Source organism: Fulvimonas yonginensis (genome assembly GCF_037137055.1).
GTDB lineage: Bacteria > Pseudomonadota > Gammaproteobacteria > Xanthomonadales > Rhodanobacteraceae > Frateuria_A > Frateuria_A yonginensis.
In genome coordinates this window covers 88,692-110,025 of sequence record NZ_JBBBNY010000006.1, presented here as the reverse complement: position 1 = coordinate 110,025, position 21,334 = coordinate 88,692, and the positions used below count along the sequence as shown (strand labels likewise).

The window sequence follows — 21,334 nt, the reverse complement described above, 5'->3', positions numbered from 1 at the left end:
TGGCGCCGCACCGTTGCCTGCGCCCTTCGCCCGGAGGGCGGCGCTCAGGCGTAATCCAGGCTCGGGTACCAGTCCGTGCCGCGCCCCTCCGGCGTGCAGTCGAGCACGGTCCACAGCGGCATCAGGTCCGGCGCGCCGCGCGGGTCCTGCCCGGGGTCGGCGGTCTCGAAGCCCATCTCGCCGCTCCAGAAGTGGCGGATCACGCCGTCGCGCCGGGTGAACACGTTGAAGGCCGCCTGGTCGCCGTCGCCGCCCTGCGCGTCCACCGCGAAGTAGTCGCGGCTGTAGGCGCCGTCCAGGTCCGAATAGAGTCTCAGGTGGCGCCAGCCGCGCTCGCGCGCGAACGCGGTCAGCCGGTCGATCGGCGAGCGCGCCACCACCGCCAGCGCCACGCGCTGCCCGATGTCGCGCGCCTCGCCGTCCCAGGCGCTGAGCAGCGAGGTGCACATCGGGCAGGGGCGCGCGCGTTGCGGGCCGAACATCCAGCTGTAGACCACCAGGGTCTGCTTGTCGCCGAACAGCCCGGCGAAGTCGACCGGTCCCTGCGTGCCCTCGAAGCGATAATCGCCGGTCACCGCACCGCCCGGGGGCAGCGCGCGGCGCATCTCGGCGACGCGCTCGATGTGGCGGCGCAGTTCGATCTCCTCGGCCAGCAGCGCCTGCCGCGCGCGGCGGTAGGCGTCGCTCTCATTGGGAAAACGCAGGCGGTTGCGCGCAGCCAGTTCGGCGGCGGGAACGAGTGCGGCGGGGTCGGTCATGGGCTTGGCTCCAGGCGGTGGCTCGGTCGCGGTCGGGCGCGCCGAGCGGGAAGTCGAGGCGAAGGGGCGCGCCTCGTCCACGACGCGGGCGGAGGAAGGGCGCGCCAGCAGGCGGGCGCGGTAGGCGCGCAGGTGGACGAAGCGCGGGTCGATCGGGTGGGTCCAGTCGGCGTCGAACAGGAACGGCGCGGCGGCGCAGTCGGCCAGGCTGAAGCTCCCGCCGGCGGCCGGTCGCGCCCGGTCATGCGGCGATCCAGCCACGCATCGGCCGTTTCCAGCATGGCCCGGGCCTCGGCCACGACGTAGGCGTCGCGCCGATCCCCCGGGCGCAGTGCGTCGAACACTACCTTCTGCTGTGGCGTGGACACGCAGTTGTCGAACACGCGATCGAGCATGCGCACGTCCAGCGCCGCCTCGGCGTCCGCGGGCAGCAGGCGACGCGGACCCGGGTGGTGGAGGTCCAGGTACTCGATGATGCAGGTGGCCTCCAGCACGGTGCGCCCGCGGTCGACCAGCACGGGGTAGCGGCGCAACGGCCACAGTGCGGCCAGCTCCTCGCGGGCCGTGGGTTCCTCGAGGGAGCGGTACTCGAACGGTGTGCCGTGCTCGTATAGCGCGATCAGCACCTTCCGGGAGTAGGAGGAGAACGGGTGGGCGTAGAGGCGGGGCAGCTCGGACACGGAGGACACCGGGGCGGGGTTTCGCCTACACGACGCGCGACGCAACGTGACATCGACACCCGCCTGCCGCCGACTGGCAGGCGCGGCCCGGCGGGACTACCATGACCTTCTCCGGTAAACCCAGCCGGGAGGTCGTCATGAAAACGTACTGCTCCCTCCTCCTGCTCGGCTCGCTGGCGGCCAGCCAGGCGACCCTTGCGGACACGTCGTTCTCCCTCAACCACTTCACCCCCAGGGTGCTGCCGGTGCTGGTCCAGGTCGACAGCCACGGCAACGTCACCAGCGTCTCGCCCTCCGAGCAACTGGCGCCGCGCTACGACCGGCTGCTCAGGCAGACGCTGGACCAGATGATCACCGGCCCGGCCAAGGACCACGGACGTCCGGTGGCCAGCCAGTTCGTCATGAACCTGGGCCTGCAGGCATCGCCGCGCGAGGACGGTACCTACGACGCCCGCTTCGTCTACGTCTCCACCTCGCCGGTGCCGCCCGGTTCCTGGTACTGGGTGCACATCGACGGGCATCGCCTGGCACTGAAGAGCCGTAGCGCCGAACCGCGCAACTACCCGTACGTGCGCCGCTCCCCGGAGCCGGTCTGGTTCCGGTCCCCGCCGATCCAGAATCCACCGGTGCAGGACACCTCCCGCAGCGCACCCCGGCCGGCCCCGGCCGCAAGGCACCACTGAGCCCGACCGCCACCGGCCCGCGGCGGCCGGTGGCGGCGCCGCGGTGTCCGGCGGCGCGCACCAAGCGTGCGCCATGCGCGGGCCGTGCGTCGTCGCCGACACGTCCAACCCGGTCTCGCAAAACCTTCCCGTCGCGACGACATGCCGCTGGCTAGCGTCGCCGGCCCTTGCATTCCCATGGGAGGAAGGACATGCTCGCCACCACTTACCGTCGGCCGTACCGCGTGCGCGCCGCGCAGGTGCCCGACCCGGTGCTCGAGCATCCGGATGACGCCATCGTGCGCGTGACCCGCGCCTGCATCTGTGGCTCCGACCTTCACCTCTATCACGGACTGGTTCCGGATACGCGGGTCGGCTCGATCTTCGGACACGAGTTCACCGGCATCGTGGAAGAGGTCGGCGCCAATGTGCGCAATCTGCAGGTCGGCGACCACGTGCTGGTACCGTTCAACGTGTTCTGCGGCACCTGCGCCTCCTGCTCGCGCGAGCTGTACGGCAACTGCGAGAACGTCAACCCCGAGGCGACCGCGGTCGGCGGCGCCTATGGCTACTCGCACACCGCCGGTGGCTATGACGGCGGCCAGGCCGAATACGTGCGCGTGCCGTTCGCCGACATCGGGCCCACCGTGATTCCGCCGGACATCCACATCGAGGACGCCGTGCTGCTCACCGACGTGGTACCGACCGGCTACCAGGCCGCCGAGATGGGCGACATCCACGAGAACGACACCGTGGTGGTGTTCGGCGCCGGACCGATCGGCCTGATGGCCGCGCGTTGTGCCTGGCTGATGGGGGCCGGGCGGGTGATCGTGGTGGACCAGTACGACTACCGCCTGGAGTTCGCGCGGCGCTTCGCCCAGGCCGAGACGGTCAACTTCCGCGAAGTGAAGGACATGGCCGTGCACCTGAAGAAGATGACCGGCTGGCGGGGGGCGGACGTGTGCATCGACGCGGTCGGTTGCGAAGCCGACGGCAACCTCGTGCAGACCCTCGTGGGCGTGAAGATGAAGCTGCAGGCCGGCGCCGCCACCGCACTGCACTGGGCGATCAACTCGGCGCGCCGCGGCGGCAACGTGTCCATCGTCGGCGTGTACGGGCCGACCTTCAACGCGGTGCCGATCGGGAGCGCGATGAACAAGGGCCTGACCCTGCGCATGAACCAGGCCAGCGTGAAGCGGCATCTTCCGCACCTGATCGAGCACGTCCGTGCGGGCCGGCTGAGGCCGCGCGAGCTGATCACCCATCGGGTGCCGCTGGAGGAGGTGGACGAGGCCTACCACCGCTTCTCCGCCAAGGAGGACGGCTGCATCAAGACCGTACTGGTTCCGCCGCGCGCGGGTCGTGCCGACGTCGCGCCCGCCGCGTCCTCTCCCGCGCCCGTCCAACTGCACTGAGGCCACCCATGAACCCGCCTTCAGACCGTTCGCAGATCCCCGACTGGGGCGTGGACCTCGATCCGGGCAGGCGCCCGGCCGTGCCGATGGAGCGCACGCTGCCACGCCTCGAGGGCGTACATTGGGAGCGCCCGACGCAGCAGCGGCGGACGGTCGAGATCCTGCATTCGGTGGAGCGCCCGGGCGTCACGCCGGTGTTCGGTACCAGCGTGCCCCCCTCGGGCCTGAGCGGCTGGATCCGGCGCCGCGCGTTCCGGCGCAGCGAGAGCGACATGCGTCACTGGATGCTGCTGTTGCTGGCCGACCGCGTGAACGTGGTCGAAGGCCTGCTCGACGACGCGCGGCGTTCGCCGCGGGCGCGTGCGGCCGCCTTCGGGCTCGCGGGCGCGGCGCTGGCCGTCTGGGTGCTGCGGCGCCGGCGGGCGTGAGCCTAGCCGGGCTGCTGCTGCGCCGGCGCCTGGTCGTTCTTGAGCACGCCGCGCAGGTTCAGCGCGAACAGGCCCAGCTGCAGGCCGATCAGCGCCCAGGCGCGGTCGTGCCAGCCCCACACCACCCACAGCACGTTGCTGAGCACGAAGCACCAGAAGCCCCAGGTGCGCCGGCGACGCGACAGCGAACCGACCTGCCAGGCGGCCACCAGGGTGACCGCCATGGCGGGCCACTGCAGGGCGTCGAGCAGGTCGGTCACGCCGGTCCGCGCGTAGCGGGACGGGAAGGGCGCCGGCGGCGCTGCCGCATGTCGGCCGCCGTCTGGGTCACGGGCGCGGTCGTCCCGTCCGGCCTCAGGCCGGCGAGTCCGGATTGCGCATGAACGCCATCGCGGCCGTCTTGACCTTGGCGTAGGAGGTGATGGCATCGGCGCCCGAGGAGTCCTTCCAGCGCGCATACTTGTCGTCGAGCTCGGCGAGTTCCTCCGCGCTGAAGAGCTGGCGCACGGCGTCGAACATCTTGGTCTCTTCCTCGTGCGCGTGATGCTTGATCATCTCCCCGCATACCTGCACCGACCCGGCGAACTGCCGCGAATCCACGTCCGCGGCATGGATGTCCGGCAGCACTGCGAGCTCGACGGCACGATGCTCGGTGATCGCCTCGGCGTAGATCAGCTTCTGCTCGTGGTTGGCGCGTCGCTCGAATGCCGGATAGAAGACCGTCTCCTCCCATTTGGCGTGCGGGATCAGCAGCGTCTCGATCTGCTTGAGCAGGTCGTGGCGCGCATCGGCTTCGGTGTCCGCGGTGCGACCGATCTGGGCGAACAGTTCCCGCAGGCGGTCGTGCTCGGTCTTGAGCGTTTCCAGGATGTTGCCCATGTCTGCCTCCAGGTAGCCTGGTGCGATTGCATAACGCGAGGCGTGGCCCGCCCGTGAAAGGGCGCGATGCCGCATCGCCGGCGTCGCGAGTACGGCCGGGGCCGCTGGCCAGGTCCACTCGCCGGATGGCGCCTGTAGTGAATTAATGAGTAGACTTCGGAAGGGGGCCGGTCCGGTGAGGCGATCAGGGAGAGGGGCATGTTCGACGTCGTGGATTTTCTGGAACGGGTAGGCCGGGATGCGACGCTTGCGCATGCCTCGCCCGACGAAGTCGCGTCGGGCACGCTGGATGCCCGGCTGTCGGCGGAGCAACGCGAGCTGCTCGCCACGCGAGCCCTGCTGGAGGTGTCGGCCCTGCTCGATGCGCCCATGCTCTGCTGCATGCAGTTCCCGGCGGAGGAGGAGGAAGAAGCGCCCCAGCCGGACGAGCCGGACACCGAAGAATTGCCCAGCGACGGCGGCTAGGCCCGTCCGGCCATCCCGACCGAGCGGTGACATGCACCCTCCCCGCCCCAGGCTTCGCGTGCTTCTCGCGGCATGGGTGGCGCTGGCCTGGCCTGCCGCGGGCCAGAGCCGTCCGGCCGCGCCGGTGGACCGGGCCTGGATCCTGCAACAGGCGGAGAGGGTAAAGACCTCGGACAACGCCAGGTTCGTCGAGCTTCTGCATGCGCTCGAACCGGTGCGATCCTCGCTGCCTCTCCGGCAGCAATGGCAATTGCGTTACCTCGAGGCGTGGCAGGTCGCCTACCGCGGCGACTACGGCAAGGCCGAGCCGTTGCTGGACGCGGTCGCACGCGGTGCGGACGATCCCACGCTGCGCGCGCGGGCCCAGGCCACGCTGGTCAACATCCTCGGCATCGGTCGCCGCTATGTCAAAGCGTTCACCCTGCTGAGCCAGTTGCTCGAGGGGCTGCCTCGCGTGCGCGAGGCCGACACGCGCTTCCAGGTGCTGGCCGAGGCGTCGCAGTTCTATACCGATGCAGGCCAGTACGACCTGGCATCCAGCTACGCGGAACAGCTGCTGGCCGAAGCCACCACCCCGCAGGAGGTGTGCAAGGGCCAGTTCTTGGCGCTGCATGCGCTCTACCGGAAGCAGGCGGTCGCATCCCTGGACCCTTTCGTCCGCGGCATCGCCCAGTGCGAAGCGGCGGGCGAGAAGCTGTTCGCCAACGGCGTCCGCGCGGACCTGGCGGGCATCCACCTTCGGCGGCAGGAAGGGGCGCAGGCCGAAAGCCTGCTGGTCGGGCACTACGACGAGGTCCTCGCCACCGGGTACCGGAGCTTCATCGCCCAGTTCCAGTCGCAGCTGGCGCAGGCCTCGCTCGAACTGGGCAAGCTCAAGCCCGCGCGCCGGTACGCGCTGGCCGCCGTGGCGGCAAGCATCCCGGGCGAGTACACCGAGTCGCTGGTGAACGCCTACAAGCTGCTGTACGAGATGGAGCGCCAGCAGGGCCATGCCGCCGGTGCGCTCGCCTATCACGAGAAGTACATGGCCGCGGACAAGGCCTATCTGGACGACGTCAGCGCCAAGGCGCTGGCGTACCAGATGGTCAGGCAGCAGGTGCAGGCGAAGAAGGCCGAAGTCGACGCGCTGGCGCGGCAGAACAAGATCCTGCAGTTGCAGCAGGCGCTCGACCGCAAGGCGGTGGAAGCCAGCCGGCTGTACATCGCCGTACTGCTGCTCGGCCTGCTGGTGATCGGGCTGTGGCTGCTGCGGTTGAAGCGCTCGCAGTTGCGCTTCATGCGCATGGCCCAGTGCGACAGCCTCACCGGCATCTACAACCGCAAGCATTTCATGGTGGAGGCGGAGCAGGCGCTCGGCCACGCGCAGCGCACGCGCAAGAGCGCATGCCTCCTGCTGATCGACCTGGACCATTTCAAGCTGACCAACGACACCTACGGCCATGCGGTGGGCGACCAGGTGCTGCGCCGGGCGGTGATGGCCTGTCAGGAACATGTACGCCCCAGCGACGTGTTCGGCCGGCTCGGCGGCGAGGAGTTCGGCGTGCTGCTGCCGGATTGCGGCTTCGACTGCGGCGTGGAGCACGCCGAGGTGCTGCGGCGGGCGATCGCGGCGCTCAGCGAGGATGCCGATCCGGGGGTACCCGTGTCCGCCAGCTTCGGGCTGGCCTGCACGGGCGAGTCCGGCTACGACCTGCGCCAATTGCTGGTGGATGCGGATCACGCCCTTTACCGGGCCAAGCGCGCCGGCCGCAACTGCGTGGTGGCAGGGAAGGCGGGCGAGAGCCTGGTCGTCGCCTGAGCGCGCTCATCGCGTGGCAGCAAGCGCCTGCCACTGCTCCAGCCGCCGCTGCATCCGGCGCACGTGACTGCCCGGCCAGTAGACCCGCCCGCAAGCGGGGCAGGCGCGGAACGGCCCGGGCAGGTCGCGCGCCCGTTCCGGAACGTGCGCGCGTTCTGCCGGCGTGGCGTCGTGCAACGGGGTGTTGTCCAGCAGGCAGCGGCTGAACGGTGCGAGGTTCCATTCGATGCCGAGCGCGGCCGTGAGCTCGGCGGCCTGGGCCTCGATCCCGTCGTGCTGCAGCAGCAGGACCCGCACGTCGCGGCCGGCGTGGGCGGCCAGGTGCCGGTCGCGGGTAAGCAGCAGCCTGCCTTCCGTGCGGCATGCGCCGAGGATGTCGCGGTCGACCGCGCTGGCCGGTGCCAGTGCAGTGTCGTGACCGGCCGCGCGCAACCAGCGGGCGAGGCCGCCCAGCATGGCGTCACAGAAGAGGTGCCGCGGCGCGGACATGCCGGCATTCGAGCAGCTCCGCGGCGGAGGCCGCGTGATCCCGTCGCCTGGCGGTCAGTCCGTGCCGAGGAGCGCCGCCAGCCGGTCCAGCAACGGCGCCTGGCTGGGCAGGATCTTCGACCGCGCCTGGTCCAGCGCGAACCATGCCACCCGGTCGATTTCGGGAAAGCTGGCGCGCCGGCCGCTGCGCGGTGGCCATTCCAGTTCGAACAGGTTGCTGCGCAGGTGGGCCGGTTCGAACTCGCCCTCGAGCGCGAAGGCCTCCACCCATTTGCCGCCCTTCTGCCGCAGCCGCCCGAGCGGGCGAAGCGGGCCGGCGGCCGGCGTGCCCAGTTCTTCCGCGAACTCGCGTCGCGCAGCTGCCTCGGCGTTCTCGCCGGGGGCGGGCTCACCCTTGGGGAGCGTCCATGCGGCATCGTCGCGCCGGCGCCAGAACGGGCCGCCCGGATGGGCGAGCAGCACTTCCGGGCGGCCGCCGGTCAGGCGGTAGAGCAGGATGCCGGCACTGGTGGTGGGCACGTCGTTCCTCCGGCTGGTTTCGCGCGCGCGTTCACCTCGCCCACGGTAGCATTCCCGATCCCGACGACTCCCGGAGAACGCCATGGCTATCGGCTGGGCCGGCGACGGCGCCGTGCAGGACCAGATCGACGCGACCGTCAAGGACGCCATCAAGCGCGCGCGCAGCAGGCTCCCGCAAGGCCCGGGCCTGAGCCACTGCGAGGAGTGCGACGCGCCGATCCCCGAGGCCCGGCGCCAGGCCGTGCCCGGGGTACGCCTGTGCGTGGCCTGCCAGGAAGCGCAGGACCAGGCGCAGCGCACGGTCGCCGGCTACAACCGCCGCGGCAGCAAGGACAGCCAGCTGCGCTAGGGGCGGCGCGCTCAACCGCCCAGCTTGCTCAGCACGAACGCGCACAGGAAGCCCACCACGGTGATCAGGCCGGCCAGGTCGTGCGCCTGTTCGAAGGCCTCCGGCATCATGGTGTCGGCCAGCATCGCCAGGATCGCCCCGGCCGCCACGGCCGTGGTCGCCGCCACCACGTCGACCGAGAAGTGGCGGAACACGGCGTAGCCGATCAGCGAGGCGACGCCGGAGATCACCGCGATGCCGCCCCAGACGCCCGCCACGTAGCCCAGCGGGCGGCCTGCCTTGCGCATGCCGGCCGCGCTGGACAGGCCCTCCGGGATGTTCGACAGGAAGATCGCCGCCACCGCCACCAGGCTCACGGCGCCGCCCTTGAGCATGCTCAGGCCGATCACGATCGATTCGGGAATGCCGTCGAGCAGCGAGCCCGCCGCGATCGCCAGGCCGTTGCCGCCCTGCTGCTGGTGGCCCGAGCGCTTGCGGTGCCTGGCGCCGGCGCGGGCGAGATACCAGTTGACCGCCGAGTACACCGCGGCACCGCCCAGAAAACCCGTCGCGGTCGAGTCGAAGCCGCCGCGGCGGTAGGCCTCGTCCATGAGCTCGAAGGAGAGCGCCGAGATCAGCACGCCGCTGCCGAAGGCCATCACGCCGGCGACCAGGCGTTGCGGCACCCGCGTGAAATAGCCAATGGCGGCGCCGAGCAGCAGCGCGGTGCCCGCCACGAAACCCCAGAACGCCGCCTGCAGCCACAGCGGAACCATTCCTTATCTCCTTGCACGGTTCGGCCGAGCATGGCGCACCGCGCGTGCTTGCCTCGTCGTCGCGCGCCCCCATTAGGGGAAGTCCGCGAATCACCAGGAGCATCCCCATGGCAGACCTCCCCAACGCCGCGGCTGCCGGCGAGTTCAGGGTCGGCGGCGATATCCCCGTCCACCGCCTCGGCTTCGGCGCCATGCGCATCACCGGCAAGGGCATCTGGGGCGAGCCGGCCGACCCGGCCGGCGCCCGCGCGACCCTGCGCGCGCTGCCCGGGCTGGGCGTGAACCTGATCGACACCGCCGACAGCTACGGCCCCTACGTGAGCGAGGACCTGATCCGCGAGTTGCTGCACCCGTACGCCGGCATGCTGGTCGCCACCAAGGGCGGCCTGACCCGTCACGGGCCGGACATCTGGCTGCCGCTGGGGCGTCCGGAGTACCTGCGCCAGTGCGTGCTGATGAGCCTGCGTCGGCTGGGTGTGGAGCGCATCGACCTGTGGCAGCTGCACCGCATCGATCCCAAGGTGCCGCGCGAGGAGCAGTTCGAGGCGATCGCGGCGATGCGCAAGGAGGGGCTGATCCGCCACGTGGGCCTGAGCGAGGTCGGCATCGAGGAGATCGAGGCCGCGCGCCGGCATTTTCCGGTCGCGACGGTGCAGAACCTGTACAACCTGGCCAACCGCAAGAGCGAGGCCGTGCTGGCGTACTGCGAGGCGCAGGGCATCGGCTTCATCCCCTGGTACCCGCTCGCCGCCGGCGAACTGGCCGCGCCCGACTCGGCGCTCAGCCGCGTCGCGCAGCGGCTCGGCGCCAGCAATGGACAGGTCGCGCTGGCCTGGCTGCTCAAGCGCTCGCCGGCGATGCTGCCGATCCCGGGCACCTCGCGGGCGGAGCACCTGCGCGAGAACGTGGCCGCCGCGGAACTGGCGTTGTCGGAGGAGGACTACCGCGCGCTCGAAGCGGCCGCACGCTGAGGCTTTCCGCGGGAGCGAGCTTGCTCGCGATGCGTCTGGTTCGGACCGGCGCCAGGGCAACGGCTTCGCGAGCACGCTCGCTCCTGCCCGTCCTGGTCCGCCCGATCCGGCCCGGCCGGGCGCAGCTTATCCACCTGCGCCCACAGCTTATCCACAGACTTATTGTCTCGTCGGGTGAGAGCCCGCCGCGTATGCTTCGTGCTCGTGTCCGCCGTCCCGTCGCGGCCGGCTGCCTGTGAGGAAACGAGCCCATGTCCTTTGTCCCCGAGCGCAAGAGCGGCCACGGCTCCGCCGTCGAGGCGCTGCGCGTGCCGCCGCATTCGATCGACGCCGAACAGGCCGTGCTGGGCGGCCTGATGCTGGCGCCGGACGCGCTGGACAAGGTCGCCGACAAGCTGGGCGAAGGGGACTTCTACCGCAAGGACCACCGCCTGATCTGGCGCGCCATCAACGAGCTGGCCAACAAGGGCATGCCGTGCGACGCGGTGACCCTGGGCGACTGGTTCGAGGCCAACGGCCTGGCCGAACTGGTCGGCGGCGCCAGCTACCTGATCGAGCTGGCCAACGCCACGCCGAGCGCGGCCAACATCGCCGCCTACGCCGAGATCGTGCGCGAGAAGTCGGTGCTGCGCCAGCTGATCGATGCCGGCACTGCGATCACCGAGGACGGCTACCGACCCGAGGGCAAGAGCGTGCAGGAGGTGCTGGAGGCCGCCGAGCAGCGGGTCTTCCACATCGCCGAATCGGGCGCGCGCGGCAAGAAGGATTCGGTGTCCATGCGCGAGGCGGTCAAGGACGCCTTCCGCCTGCTCACCGAGCGCTACGAGAACCGCGGCCAGCTCACCGGCATCTCCACCGGCTTCAACGACCTGGACGAACTCACCTCCGGCCTGCAGCCGTCGGACCTGATCATCGTCGCGGCGCGTCCCTCGATGGGCAAGACCGCGTTCTCGGTGAACATCGCCGAGGCCGCCGCGCTGCGCGGCAAGAAGGCGGTGGTGATCTTCTCGATGGAGATGTCGGCCTCGCAGCTGGCCTTCCGCCTGATCTCCTCGATTGGCCGCATCCACCAGCAGCACCTGCGCAATGGCGACCTGTCCGAGGAGGACTGGCCGCGCGTCACCAACGCGATCGCGATCCTCTCCGAGGCGAAGATCTTCATCGACGACACGCCCGGCCTCTCGCCGGTGGAACTGCGCTCGCGCGCGCGCCGCCTGCACCGCGAGCACGGCGGCCTGGGCCTGATCGTGATCGACTACCTGCAGCTGATGCAGGTGCCCGGGAACAAGGAGAACCGCGCCACCGAGATTTCAGAAATCTCGCGTTCACTGAAGGGCCTCGCCAAGGAGCTGAACGTGCCGGTGATCGCCCTCTCGCAGTTGAACCGTTCGCTGGAGCAGCGCTCGGACAAGCGCCCGATGATGTCCGACCTGCGCGAGTCGGGCGCCATCGAGCAGGACGCCGACGTGATCATGTTCATCTACCGCGACGAGTACTACAACAAGGACTCGCCCGACAAAGGCCTGGCCGAGATCATCATCGGCAAGCAGCGCAACGGCCCCACCGACACGGTCAAGCTCACCTTCCTCGGCCACTACACCAAGTTCGAGAACTACGCGCCGGACTCGTTCGTCGGGTCGTTCGAGTGAAGGCGGGAAGCGGGGACCGCGGGGCACGGAACGTGCGGCACGGGCAAGATTGCCGCCTGTCGCCCGATCCGGCCCGGAGCCTCCGTTCGTGCGGGCGGGTGCGAGGTCGTGGCGCGCCTGAGGTTACCCGTTTCCGCTTCGCCGTCCTCCGCCCCACCCCATGAGCCGCACCACCACCGCCACCATCCACCTGGGCGCATTGCGCCACAACCTCGCCCGCATCAAGGCGATGGCGGCGCCTGCGCGGGTGATGGCAGTGGTCAAGGCCGATGCCTACGGCCACGGGCTGGAACGCGTGGCCCGCGCGCTGGATGCCGAGGCCGAGTGCTTCGCCGTGGCCGCGCTGGGCGACGGGCTACGGCTGCGCGCCGCGGGCCATCGCCAGCGCATCGTGGTGCTTTCCGGCCCCGACCAGCCGGGTGACATCGCCGAGATGCAGCGCCTGCGGCTCGATGCCGCCATCCACCACGAGGCGCAACTGCATTGGCTGGCCGAGGCGGTGCCGGGGCGCGGCCGCCTGCGCGTGTGGTTGAAGATCGACAGCGGCATGCACCGGCTGGGCTTTCCGCCGGAACGCGCGGCCGGCGTGCACGCGTGCCTGGCGGCGATGCCCGGGCTGGACCCGGAAATCGGCCTGCTCAGCCACTTCGCAGAGTCGGAAGTGTTCGACGGCGAAGCCACCCGCCGGCAGATCGCGTGCTTCGAGCAGGCCACCCGCGGCCTGGCCGCTCCGCGCTCGCTGTCCAACTCGGCCGCGGTGCTGGGCTGGCCGGAGGCACGGGTGGACTGGGTACGCACCGGCGGCCTGCTGTACGGCCTGTCGGTGGTGGAGGGCAAATCCGGCGCCGACTTCGGCTTTCGCCCCGCGATGACCCTCGCCACGCGGTTGATCGCCATCAACCACGTGCGCAAGGGCGAGCGGATCGGCTACAACGGCACCTGGACCTGCCCGGAGGACATGCCGGTCGGCGTCGCCGCGGTCGGCTACGGCGACGGCTATCCGCGCAGCGCCGCCAGCGGCACGCCGGTGCGGGTCGGCGACGCGACCGTGCCGCTGGTCGGGCGCGTCTCCATGGACCTGATCACCCTCGACCTGCGCGAGGCGCCGCAGGCGCGGGTCGGCGAGCGCGTCGTGCTGTGGGGGCCGCAACTGCCGGTCGAAACCGTCGCCCGGCATGCCGGCACCATCAGCTACGACCTCACCTGCGGCATGACCCGCCGGGTGCTGTTCGTGGAAGACGAAAACTGACCGCCGGTTCGTCCTTCGCCGTCTCGCCTGCCGCGAGCGCGCCGGGCTAAGCTCGCCGCTTCCCGCTACCGGAGCCCGCCATGGCCAAAGCCAAGACCGCCTACGTCTGCACCGAGTGCGGCGCCGAGCATTCCAAGTGGCAGGGCCAGTGCGTCGAGTGCGGCGTGTGGAACACGTTGTCGGAGATCGTGCTGCAGCCGGCCGTGAAGTCGGGCGCCGCCGCGCGCGGCGGTTACGCGGGCAAGGCGGCCGGCGCCTCCCGGGTGACGCCCCTGACCGAAGTGGCGGTGACCGCCGAGGCGCGCACGCGGACCGGCATCGGCGAGCTGGACCGCGTCCTGGGCGGCGGCCTGGTCGAAGGCTCGGTGGTGCTGATCGGCGGCGATCCGGGCATCGGCAAGTCGACCCTGCTGCTGCAGATGCTGGGCCGGCTCGGCGCGCAGCTGCCGAGCGTCTATGTCACCGGCGAGGAATCGCTGGCGCAGGTGGCCGCCCGCGCGCAGCGGCTGGACCTGCCGCTGGCGCCGCTGCACGCGCTGGCCGAGACCTGCATCGAGCGCATCCTCGCGCAGGCTGCCACCGCGCGGCCGCGCGCGCTGGTGATCGACTCGATCCAGACCATCTGGACCGAACTGCTGACCGCCGCGCCCGGCTCGGTGAGCCAGGTGCGCGAATCGGCCGCCAAGCTCACCCGCTTCGCCAAGGAGACCGGCACCTCCGTGTTCCTGGTCGGCCACGTCACCAAGGAGGGCGGCATCGCCGGCCCGCGCGTGCTCGAGCACATGGTCGACGCCGTGCTGTACTTCGAGGGCGAGTCGGGCAGCCGCTTCCGCGTACTGCGCGCGTTCAAGAACCGCTTCGGCGCGGTCAACGAGCTGGGCGTGTTCGCGATGTCCGACAAGGGCCTGCGCGAGGTGCCCAACCCGTCGGCGATCTTCCTTTCCGCGCACAACGGGCCGACGCCGGGCAGCGCGGTGATGGTCACCCGCGAAGGCACCCGCCCACTGCTGGTCGAGGTGCAGGCGCTGGTCGACCAGTCCTCGTTGGGCAATCCCCGTCGCGTGGCGCTGGGCCTGGAGCAGAACCGCCTGGCCATGCTGCTGGCGGTGCTGCACCGGCATGGCGGGGTGGCGGCCTACGACCAGGACGTGTTCGTCAACGTGGTCGGCGGCATCCGCGTGCAGGAAACCGCCGCCGACCTGCCAGTGCTGCTGGCGGTACGCTCCAGCCTGCGCGACCGGCCACTGCCGGACAAGACGATCGCCTTCGGCGAAGTCGGCCTCTCCGGCGAGATCCGTCCCGTGCCCAACGGCGAGGAGCGCCTGAAGGAGGCAGCCACGCACGGCTTCCAGCGCGCCATCGTGCCCAAGGCGAACGCGCCGAAGAAGGGCAGGGTGGGCGAGCTGGAGGTGATCGGCGTGGAGCGCCTGGCCGAGGCGCTGTCCGCCGCCGGCTGAAGCGCACATGCCCGCTCGTCGGAGCGAGCTCGCCCGCGCAGCTCGCTTAGGCGGACCTACCTTGCAGGAGCAAGCTCGCTCCCACCTGCTTCGCCCGGGCTACAGGTGCCCTTGGGGTCCGCGGTGCAGAATCACCTCGAGCACGAACTTGCTGCCGAAGAAGGCCAGCACCAGCACCGCCATGCCGGTCAGGGTGAGGTTCACCGCGCGCCGGCCGCGCCAGCCATGCCGCCAGCGCCCGTAGAGCAGCAGGCCGAACACCAGCCAGGCGACGATCGAGAGCACGGTCTTGTGGATGAGGTGCTGGCCGAACAGATCGCCGACGAACAGCGCGCCGGTGATCAGCGTCAGCGTGAGCAGCGCGAACCCCGCGCCGATCAGGCGGAACAGCAGCGTCTCGGTCAGCGTCAGCGGCGGCAGCGCGCGCAGCCAGGGACCGAACTGGCGGTGACGCAGGCCGCGCTCCTGGATCGCCAGGCCGATGGCGAGCAGCGCGGCGATGGAGAGCACGCTGAAGGCGACCAGCGCGACCGTGACGTGCAGCTTGATCTGCCAGTCCATGGCGATCGGCACGGTCGGCGGCGCCAGGAAACTGTCCACCGCCAGCAGCAGCGCGGCCAGCGGAAACACCGCTACGCCCAGCGCGGCGACCGGGCGGCTCAGGTTGACCAGCAGGGTCAGCGCCGCGACCGCGCAGGCGACCAGCGACAGCGCGGCGAAGAAATGCAGATCCAGCGCGCCGCGGTGCATCCCCAGCAGCACGCCCGCATGCGCCAGCACCGCCAAGGTCGCCAGCGCGAGGGCGGGGCGTTGCCAGGCAGGCCCGGTCGGCGACGTGCCCCGGCCGAACAGCGGCCACGCCAGCAGGCCCGCGGCGAGCAGGTAGCCGACGATGGCGAGGATCGAGAAGGCAGGCAGCATGGCGTGCAAGTGTGGCATACGCGCTGCGGTGCGTGAACGCGGGTGCGGTCCGTACGGCCGGGCGCAGGGGCCCTCTGGTATATTCGCCGGCTCGTCCCACGCCGTGCCGCACCCATGTTCGAGTCGCTCAGCCAACGCCTCTCCGCCACCGTCAACCGCCTGCGCGGCCGCGGCCGCCTGACCGAGGAGAACATCCGTGAATCGCTGCGCGAGGTGCGCATCGCGCTGCTGGAGGCGGACGTGGCGCTGCCGGTGGTGCAGGCACTGATCGAGCGGGTCAAGGTGCGCGCGGTCGGCCAGGAGGTGCTCAAGAGCCTGTCCCCGGGCCAGGCGCTGGTGAAGGTGGTCAGCGACGAGCTGACCAAGGTGATGGGCACGGCCAACGCGGAACTCAACCTGGCGGCCACGCCGCCGGCGGTGGTGCTGATGGCGGGCCTGCAGGGCGCGGGCAAGACCACCACCGTGGCCAAGCTCGCCCGCTTCCTCACCGAGCGCAGGAAAAAGAAGGTGATGGTGGTCAGCTGCGACGTCTACCGTCCGGCCGCCATCGAGCAGCTGCGCACGCTGGCCGAGCAGGTCGGCGTGAAGTTCTTCCCGTCCGAGGCCGGCCAGAACCCGGTCGACATCGCCAGGAACGCCATCGCCGCCGCCCGGCGCGAAGTGGTCGACGTGCTGCTGGTGGACACCGCCGGCCGCCTGCACATCGACGAAGCGATGATGGGCGAGATCAAGGCGCTGCACGGCGCCATCGATCCGGTCGAGACCCTGTTCGTGGTCGACTCGATGACCGGCCAGGACGCCGCCACCACCGCCAAGGCCTTCAGCGAGGCGCTGCCGCTGACCGGCGTCGTGCTGACCAAGACCGACGGCGACGCCCGTGGCGGCGCCGCGTTGTCGGTGCGCTACATCACCGGGCGCCCGATCAAGTTCCTCGGCGCGGGCGAGAAGACCGACGCGCTGGAGCCGTTCCACCCCGACCGCGTGGCGCAACGCATCCTCGGCATGGGCGACGTGTTGTCGCTGGTCGAGGAGGTCGAGCGCAAGGTCGACCAGGAGAAGGCGCAGCAGCTCGCCCAGAAGGTGATGAAGGGCAAGCGCTTCGATCTGAACGACATGCGCGACCAGCTCGAGCAGATGAACAACATGGGCGGCATCGCCGGCCTGATGGACAAGCTGCCGGGCGTCTCCAGCCTGCCCGACAGCGTCAAGTCCAAGGTCAACGACAAGGAGATCAAGCGCATGGTGGCGATCATCGGCTCGATGACGCCGAAGGAGCGCCGCCACCCGGACCTGCTCAATGGCTCGCGCCGCGCCCGCGTGGCGCGCGGCTCGGGCACCCAGCCGGCCGACGTCAACCGCCTGCTCAAGCAGTACATGCAGATGGAGAAGATGATGTCCAAGCTCTCCAAGGGCGGCACCAAGGGCCTGCTGCGGCAGATGCGCGGCGCCATGAAGGGCATGGGCGGCATGGGCGGGGGTTTTCCGCCGATGCGGTAAGCGCGTCGCGCGCCGTCGGGATCGCACCCCGCGGCGTACGTTCCGCGTTCCGGCGCCCGTTTCCGCCCAGGCTCTTCCCTTTTACCCGTTTTCCACTAAAATGCCGCGTTTACCGCGCGCGGATCCCGTGCGTGTTGCCGGCGTCGCCGGCACCTCTGGAGCTTTTACTTATGGTCAAGATTCGTCTTTCGCGCGGCGGCGCCAAGGGCCGTCCGTTCTACCACGTCGTCGTGACCGACCAGCGCAACAAGCGCGACGGTCGCAGCATCGAGAACCTGGGCTTCTACAACCCGGTTGCCGCGGGCAAGGACAAGCGCCTCGAGCTCAACGTCGAGCGCGTCAAGGAGTGGGTCGCCAAGGGTGCGCAGCTGACCGACAAGGTTGCCGCCCTGGTCAAGGAAGCCGGCAAGCAGCAGGCGGCCTGAAGTGGCCGCAGCCGGTCGGCGCGTCCTGGTCGGGCGCATCGTCGGGCTGTACGGCGTGCAGGGCTGGCTCAAGATCGAATCCTGGACCGAGCCTCGCACGCAGATCTTCCGGTACCAGCCCTGGCAGCTCGAAACGGCGCCGGGTGAGATGCGGGAGATCGACGGGGTCAGCGGCAGGCCGCAGGGCAAGGGGCTGATCTGCCACCTGCCGGGCGTGGAGGACCGCGATGCCGCGGCCGCGCTGGTGGGGCAGGACATCCATGTCGCCCGCGAGCTGCTGCCGCCCCCGGCCAAGGACGAGTATTACTGGGTCGACCTCGAGGGTCTGGAGGTCGTCACCACGGAAGGGGTGTCGCTGGGACGGGTGAGCCACCTGTTCGCCACCGGCGCCAACGACGTGGTGGTGGTGAGGGACGGCGCGCGCGAGCGGCTCATTCCCTTCGTCCAGGGGACGTACGTGCGTTCGGTGGACCTGTCCGACGGGCGCATGGTGGTGGATTGGGATCCGGAGTTCTAGGAATCGAGGATCCGATGCGCATCGATGTCGTCACGCTGTTTCCCGACTTCATGCGCCAGTGCACCGCCGTCGGTGTAGTGGGACGCGCGCAGCAGCGCCAGCTGCTGCAGGTGGAAACCTGGAACCCGCGCGACTACGCCACCGACAACTATCGCACCGTGGACGGCCGCACCTGCGGCGGCGGGCCCGGGATGGTGATGCTGATCGAACCCTTGCGGGCGGCCCTGGCGGCCATGCGCGAGGCCGCGCCGGAACCGGCGCACGTGATTTATCTCAGTCCGCAGGGAGCGCGGCTGACGCAGGGCAGGGTGGAGGCGCTGGCCAAGATGCCGCGAATCGCCTTGCTCTGCGGGCGTTACGAGGGTGTGGACGAACGCCTGCTGGCGCACGAGGTCGACGAGGAGCTCTCCATCGGCGATTATGTGCTGTCCGGGGGCGAGCTGGGCGCCGCGGTGATCATCGACGCGGTGGGCCGGCTGCAGGAGGGCGCGTTGAACGACGCGACCTCCGCCGAGCAGGATTCGTTCTCGAACGGGCTGCTCGATTGTCCGCACTACGCGAAGCCGGTGCACGACGCATTGGGCGACGTGCCGGCGGTGCTGCTCTCCGGCGACCATGCGGCGATCCGCCGGTGGCGCCTGAAGCAGTCGCTGGGACGGACCTGGCTGCGCCGGCCGGATCTCTTGGCGCAATGCGCGCTGGACAAGGAGTCCCGCGCATTGCTGGACGAATTCCGCCGCGAACACATGCGGCACGACGAAGCGGCCGTCAAGCCGCAGTAATTGCGAAAATCAATCAGGTGTTGCCATGAACAAGATCATCGAACAGTTCGAAGCCGAGCAGATCACCCGCCAGCTGCCGGAATTCGGCCCCGGCGACACCGTGGTGGTCAACGTCAAGGTGAAGGAAGGCAACCGCGAGCGCGTGCAGGCCTTCGAAGGCGTCGTCATCGCCAAGCGCAGCCGCGGCCTGCATTCGGCTTTCACGGTGCGCAAGATCTCGCACGGCACCGGCGTGGAGCGCGTGTTCCAGGCGCATAGCCCGGCGATCGATTCGGTGCAGGTCAAGCGCAAGGGCAAGGTGCGCGGCGCCAAGCTGTACTACCTGCGCAACCTGGAAGGCAAGGCCGCCCGCATCAAGGAAGACGTCGCCGCCGTCTCGGCCGCCAAGGCGGCCGCGAAGGCCGCCGCCGAGTAAGCGACGGCAGGCTTCGTTGCACGAACGAGCCCCGTGGAGCGATCCACGGGGCTTTTTGCGTTCCAGCTCGAAGAGGCGCGGACCTGCGTGTCCGCCGCGCGCAGGGAAGGGCCCGCTACATCAGCCGCTGCGGCTCCTGCAGGAAGTTGCCCTGCACGAAGTCGACGCCGCAGGCGAACAGCAGCGAGGTGCTGGTGGCGTCTTCGACCCACTCGGCCACGGTCAGCTTGTTCATCTCGTGGGCCTGCTCGCAGATCTCGGCGATCTTCTTCTGGTGCTCCGGATGCTGCGGCAGCTGCGCCATGTAGGTGCGGTCGATCTTCAGGAAGTCCGCGTCGATGTGGGTCAGCAGCTGGAACGAGTTGAGGCCGGAGCCGAACTGCTCCAGCGCGAACCGCCCGCCCATCTGCTTCCAGCGGCTGATGAACTCCTGCGCCGGGCGCAGCAGGGTCACGACCTTGCTCTCGGTCATTTCGAGCACCAGCTGGCCCTGGCGCAGCGCAGCGCGTTTGAGGCGCTCCTCCAGCCAGGGCAGGAAGGTGGCGTCCTGCATCGATTCGGCGGTGAGCTTGACGAAGAAGGTGGTCTGGACGCCCTGGCCATCGCGGGCCTTGAGCATGTCGATGGCACGGTTGACTACCCAGCGGTCGACCGCCGGGGTGAGGCCGTGCTTCTCGGCGATCGGCATGAAGAAGCCGGGCAGGACCTCGCCCTGCGGGCCGTTCATGCGCAGCAGCACCTCCGAGTACTCGCCCTCGGCGTCCTGCAGGCTGATCGTGTGCTGGTGGTAGAGCACGAAGCCGTCCTTCGACAGCGCCTGCTTGAGCAGCTGCAGCCAGTAGCGCTCGCGCTCCTCCTCGGCCTTCTCGCGCGCCGCCGGGTCGTGCACTTCCATGCGGCCGCCGCCCCGGCTCTGCGCGCTGCGCAGCGCCTGGCTGGCCTGGTTGAGCAGCAGTTCGGCGTTGGCGTTCTTCTCGCCCAGCAGGCTGCCGCCGATGCTCGCGGTGACGGTGATCGAATGCGAGCCCACGTCGAAGATGTCGCTGGCCACCGCCTGCTGCAGCGAGGCGATCCACTGCTTGATCGCCTCGTCGCTGCGCGTGTCCAGCATCACGCCGATGGTGTGCTCGGCGAGCAGGCCGGCCACGTCGTTCTCGCCCAGGAGGGCGTTGACCCGCGCCGCGAACGCGGCCAGCAGCTCGTCGGCCTGGCCCAGGCCGATGCCGGCGACGATGCTCTGCCAGTTGTCCGGCTCGATCAGCAGCAGGGTCTGGCCCTTCTTGCCCTTGGCCGCGGCGGCGACCGCCTCGTCGATGTACTCGAGCGTGCGCGCGCGGATGAACAGCCCGGTGACCGGGTCGCGCTGCAGCTGCTGGACCAGCGCCGGGTCCACCTGCTGGCGGCGGAACACGATCTGCAGGCAGGGCTCGCCCTCGAAGGTGGCATGGGCGAATTCCACGGTCGCCTTGAACGTGCTGCCGTCGTTGCGGCGGGCCTGCAGCTCCAGCTGGTTGTTCGCCTTTTCCTTGCGCGAGTGGCTGCGCAGCAGGGACTTGAAGGTCTCGGCGTCGGCGGTGCCGATCAGGTCGAGCACCGGCAGGCCGAGCAGGTCGTCGAAGTCGTCGTAGCCGAAGGTCTCCAGGTAGGCCCGATTGGCGCGCACGTGCATGCCTTCGTGCACGTAGGCGATGGCGTCCGTGGAGGAATCCAGCAGGGCGTCGCAGCGGCGCTCGGACTCGCGCAGCGCCGCCTCCAGCAGGCGCACCTGGCGGCGCGTGTGCAGCGCTTCGAACTCGCGCTGCAGCACGGCGATCAGCTGCTTGGGCTGGGTGCGCAGGGCGGTGCCGCGGATGCCGCCGGCGAACATCTCCGCCACGCTCTGCGTGTCCAGCTGGCTGACCAGAGCGACCAGCGCCACGTCGCGGCCGTGCGCGTCGAGCATGCGGGTCACCTCGCGCAGTTCCAGGCCGGCGGCCGGGTCGAACAGCACGATGTCGGGCTCCAGCTCGTCCAGCGCGGCCTGCATCTGCTCGGCCTGGGTCGCCCGCGCCGGACGCACGGCGATGCCGGCGTTGCGCAAGAGGCTGATGATCTGCTCGGCGTCCTCGACGGATTTCTCGACGAAGAGGATCTTGATGACGGAGTCTTTTTTCATTGAGCCCTGGCAGATGCCCTTGGGTCGGATTCGCTGGCGCCCCTCGCCGCGACCAGGAGGGGCGGGCGGTCCGGGCGGCCACCCCTCTCCCGGGTTTGT

Annotated in this window: 24 protein-coding genes; 15 read left to right on the top strand and 9 right to left on the bottom strand. The window is 70.1% G+C overall.

What is annotated here, in order from left to right; translation table 11 throughout:
• Window positions 1-44: 44 nt before the first annotated feature.
• Window positions 45-758, bottom strand: coding sequence for a DUF899 family protein (locus WAT24_RS10335; protein WP_336807779.1), 714 nt, complete (start codon window positions 756-758; stop codon window positions 45-47).
• Window positions 755-1,438 carry a glutathione S-transferase family protein gene (locus tag WAT24_RS10330; protein ID WP_336807778.1) on the bottom strand — a complete coding sequence of 228 codons (684 nt, stop codon included), beginning with the start codon at window positions 1,436-1,438 and terminating at the stop codon, window positions 755-757. Before WAT24_RS10330 ends, WAT24_RS10335 begins: the two co-directional genes overlap by 4 nt.
• Window positions 1,439-1,575: 137 nt before the next feature.
• Between WAT24_RS10330 and WAT24_RS10325 the strand changes: the two genes are divergently transcribed.
• The 3 genes from WAT24_RS10325 (at window position 1,576) to WAT24_RS10315 (ending at window position 3,943) form a co-directional block, all read left to right on the top strand.
• Complete coding sequence (locus WAT24_RS10325; protein ID WP_336807777.1) at window positions 1,576-2,121, top strand: hypothetical protein; 546 nt, start codon at window positions 1,576-1,578, stop codon at window positions 2,119-2,121.
• A gap of 191 nt (window positions 2,122-2,312) precedes the next feature.
• Window positions 2,313-3,515 carry a zinc-dependent alcohol dehydrogenase gene (locus tag WAT24_RS10320; protein WP_336807776.1) on the top strand — a complete coding sequence of 401 codons (1,203 nt, stop codon included), beginning with the start codon at window positions 2,313-2,315 and terminating at the stop codon, window positions 3,513-3,515.
• A gap of 8 nt (window positions 3,516-3,523) precedes the next feature.
• Window positions 3,524-3,943 carry a hypothetical protein gene (locus WAT24_RS10315; RefSeq protein WP_336807775.1) on the top strand — a complete coding sequence of 140 codons (420 nt, stop codon included), beginning with the start codon at window positions 3,524-3,526 and terminating at the stop codon, window positions 3,941-3,943.
• A 2-nt stretch (window positions 3,944-3,945) separates the two neighbouring features.
• Here WAT24_RS10315 and WAT24_RS10310 read toward each other — a convergent pair whose 3' ends face one another.
• Window positions 3,946-4,203, bottom strand: a complete 258-nt coding sequence (locus tag WAT24_RS10310; protein ID WP_336807774.1) for a hypothetical protein — start codon at window positions 4,201-4,203, stop codon at window positions 3,946-3,948.
• A gap of 94 nt (window positions 4,204-4,297) precedes the next feature.
• Window positions 4,298-4,822, bottom strand: a complete 525-nt coding sequence (locus tag WAT24_RS10305) for a hemerythrin domain-containing protein (RefSeq protein ID WP_336807773.1) — start codon at window positions 4,820-4,822, stop codon at window positions 4,298-4,300.
• A 198-nt stretch (window positions 4,823-5,020) separates the two neighbouring features.
• On the opposite strand from WAT24_RS10305, the gene WAT24_RS10300 reads away from it, so the two are divergent.
• Window positions 5,021-5,287 carry a hypothetical protein gene (locus WAT24_RS10300; protein ID WP_336807772.1) on the top strand — a complete coding sequence of 89 codons (267 nt, stop codon included), beginning with the start codon at window positions 5,021-5,023 and terminating at the stop codon, window positions 5,285-5,287.
• Window positions 5,288-5,318: 31 nt separating this feature from the next.
• On the top strand, window positions 5,319-7,085 hold the full coding sequence (locus WAT24_RS10295; RefSeq protein WP_336807771.1) for a GGDEF domain-containing protein: 1,767 nt from the start codon (window positions 5,319-5,321) through the stop codon (window positions 7,083-7,085).
• 6 nt (window positions 7,086-7,091) lie between these two features.
• On the opposite strand, the gene WAT24_RS10290 is transcribed toward WAT24_RS10295, so the two are convergent.
• On the bottom strand, window positions 7,092-7,574 hold the full coding sequence (locus WAT24_RS10290) for a Mut7-C RNAse domain-containing protein (RefSeq protein ID WP_336807770.1): 483 nt from the start codon (window positions 7,572-7,574) through the stop codon (window positions 7,092-7,094).
• A 54-nt stretch (window positions 7,575-7,628) separates the two neighbouring features.
• Window positions 7,629-8,093, bottom strand: a complete 465-nt coding sequence (locus tag WAT24_RS10285; protein WP_336807769.1) for an NUDIX hydrolase — start codon at window positions 8,091-8,093, stop codon at window positions 7,629-7,631.
• A gap of 82 nt (window positions 8,094-8,175) precedes the next feature.
• Here WAT24_RS10285 and WAT24_RS10280 point away from each other — a divergent pair, with 82 nt between their 5' ends.
• A complete protein-coding gene (locus WAT24_RS10280) occupies window positions 8,176-8,442 on the top strand; it encodes a DksA/TraR family C4-type zinc finger protein (RefSeq protein ID WP_336807768.1) in 267 nt (88 codons plus the stop codon).
• Between the two features lie 11 nt (window positions 8,443-8,453).
• Here the strand turns inward: WAT24_RS10280 and WAT24_RS10275 are convergent, their stop codons facing one another.
• The gene (locus WAT24_RS10275) at window positions 8,454-9,197 is read right to left on the bottom strand and encodes a ZIP family metal transporter (RefSeq protein ID WP_336807767.1); all 744 of its coding nucleotides are present in this window, start codon (window positions 9,195-9,197) and stop codon (window positions 8,454-8,456) included.
• Window positions 9,198-9,304: 107 nt separating this feature from the next.
• Here WAT24_RS10275 and WAT24_RS10270 point away from each other — a divergent pair, with 107 nt between their 5' ends.
• The 4 genes from WAT24_RS10270 to radA all read left to right on the top strand — a co-directional run bounded on the left by WAT24_RS10270 (window position 9,305) and on the right by radA (window position 14,523).
• Complete coding sequence (locus tag WAT24_RS10270; protein WP_336807766.1) at window positions 9,305-10,168, top strand: aldo/keto reductase; 864 nt, start codon at window positions 9,305-9,307, stop codon at window positions 10,166-10,168.
• A gap of 251 nt (window positions 10,169-10,419) precedes the next feature.
• Window positions 10,420-11,817: a replicative DNA helicase gene (locus WAT24_RS10265; RefSeq protein WP_336807765.1), complete on the top strand. Its 1,398-nt coding sequence runs from the start codon at window positions 10,420-10,422 to the stop codon at window positions 11,815-11,817.
• Between the two features lie 160 nt (window positions 11,818-11,977).
• On the top strand, window positions 11,978-13,066 hold the full coding sequence (gene alr, locus WAT24_RS10260) for an alanine racemase (protein ID WP_336807764.1): 1,089 nt from the start codon (window positions 11,978-11,980) through the stop codon (window positions 13,064-13,066).
• An 80-nt stretch (window positions 13,067-13,146) separates the two neighbouring features.
• Window positions 13,147-14,523, top strand: a complete 1,377-nt coding sequence (gene radA, locus WAT24_RS10255) for a DNA repair protein RadA (RefSeq protein WP_336807763.1) — start codon at window positions 13,147-13,149, stop codon at window positions 14,521-14,523.
• Window positions 14,524-14,622: 99 nt separating this feature from the next.
• Here the strand turns inward: radA and WAT24_RS10250 are convergent, their stop codons facing one another.
• Window positions 14,623-15,462: a cytochrome C assembly family protein gene (locus tag WAT24_RS10250; RefSeq protein WP_336807762.1), complete on the bottom strand. Its 840-nt coding sequence runs from the start codon at window positions 15,460-15,462 to the stop codon at window positions 14,623-14,625.
• Window positions 15,463-15,558: 96 nt separating this feature from the next.
• On the opposite strand from WAT24_RS10250, the gene ffh reads away from it, so the two are divergent.
• The 5 genes from ffh (at window position 15,559) to rplS (ending at window position 19,080) form a co-directional block, all read left to right on the top strand.
• Window positions 15,559-16,941, top strand: coding sequence for a signal recognition particle protein (ffh, locus tag WAT24_RS10245; protein WP_336807761.1), 1,383 nt, complete (start codon window positions 15,559-15,561; stop codon window positions 16,939-16,941).
• 170 nt (window positions 16,942-17,111) lie between these two features.
• Window positions 17,112-17,366, top strand: a complete 255-nt coding sequence (gene rpsP, locus WAT24_RS10240) for a 30S ribosomal protein S16 (RefSeq protein ID WP_336807760.1) — start codon at window positions 17,112-17,114, stop codon at window positions 17,364-17,366.
• Between the two features lies 1 nt (window position 17,367).
• The gene (gene rimM, locus WAT24_RS10235) at window positions 17,368-17,883 is read left to right on the top strand and encodes a ribosome maturation factor RimM (RefSeq protein ID WP_336807759.1); all 516 of its coding nucleotides are present in this window, start codon (window positions 17,368-17,370) and stop codon (window positions 17,881-17,883) included.
• 14 nt (window positions 17,884-17,897) lie between these two features.
• Window positions 17,898-18,665 (top strand): tRNA (guanosine(37)-N1)-methyltransferase TrmD, encoded by a 768-nt coding sequence (gene trmD / locus WAT24_RS10230; RefSeq protein WP_336807758.1) that lies wholly within the window; start codon window positions 17,898-17,900, stop codon window positions 18,663-18,665.
• 25 nt (window positions 18,666-18,690) lie between these two features.
• Window positions 18,691-19,080, top strand: coding sequence for a 50S ribosomal protein L19 (rplS, locus tag WAT24_RS10225; RefSeq protein WP_336807757.1), 390 nt, complete (start codon window positions 18,691-18,693; stop codon window positions 19,078-19,080).
• A 115-nt stretch (window positions 19,081-19,195) separates the two neighbouring features.
• Here the strand turns inward: rplS and WAT24_RS10220 are convergent, their stop codons facing one another.
• Complete coding sequence (locus WAT24_RS10220; protein WP_336807756.1) at window positions 19,196-21,235, bottom strand: EAL domain-containing response regulator; 2,040 nt, start codon at window positions 21,233-21,235, stop codon at window positions 19,196-19,198.
• Window positions 21,236-21,334: the final 99 nt, after the last annotated feature.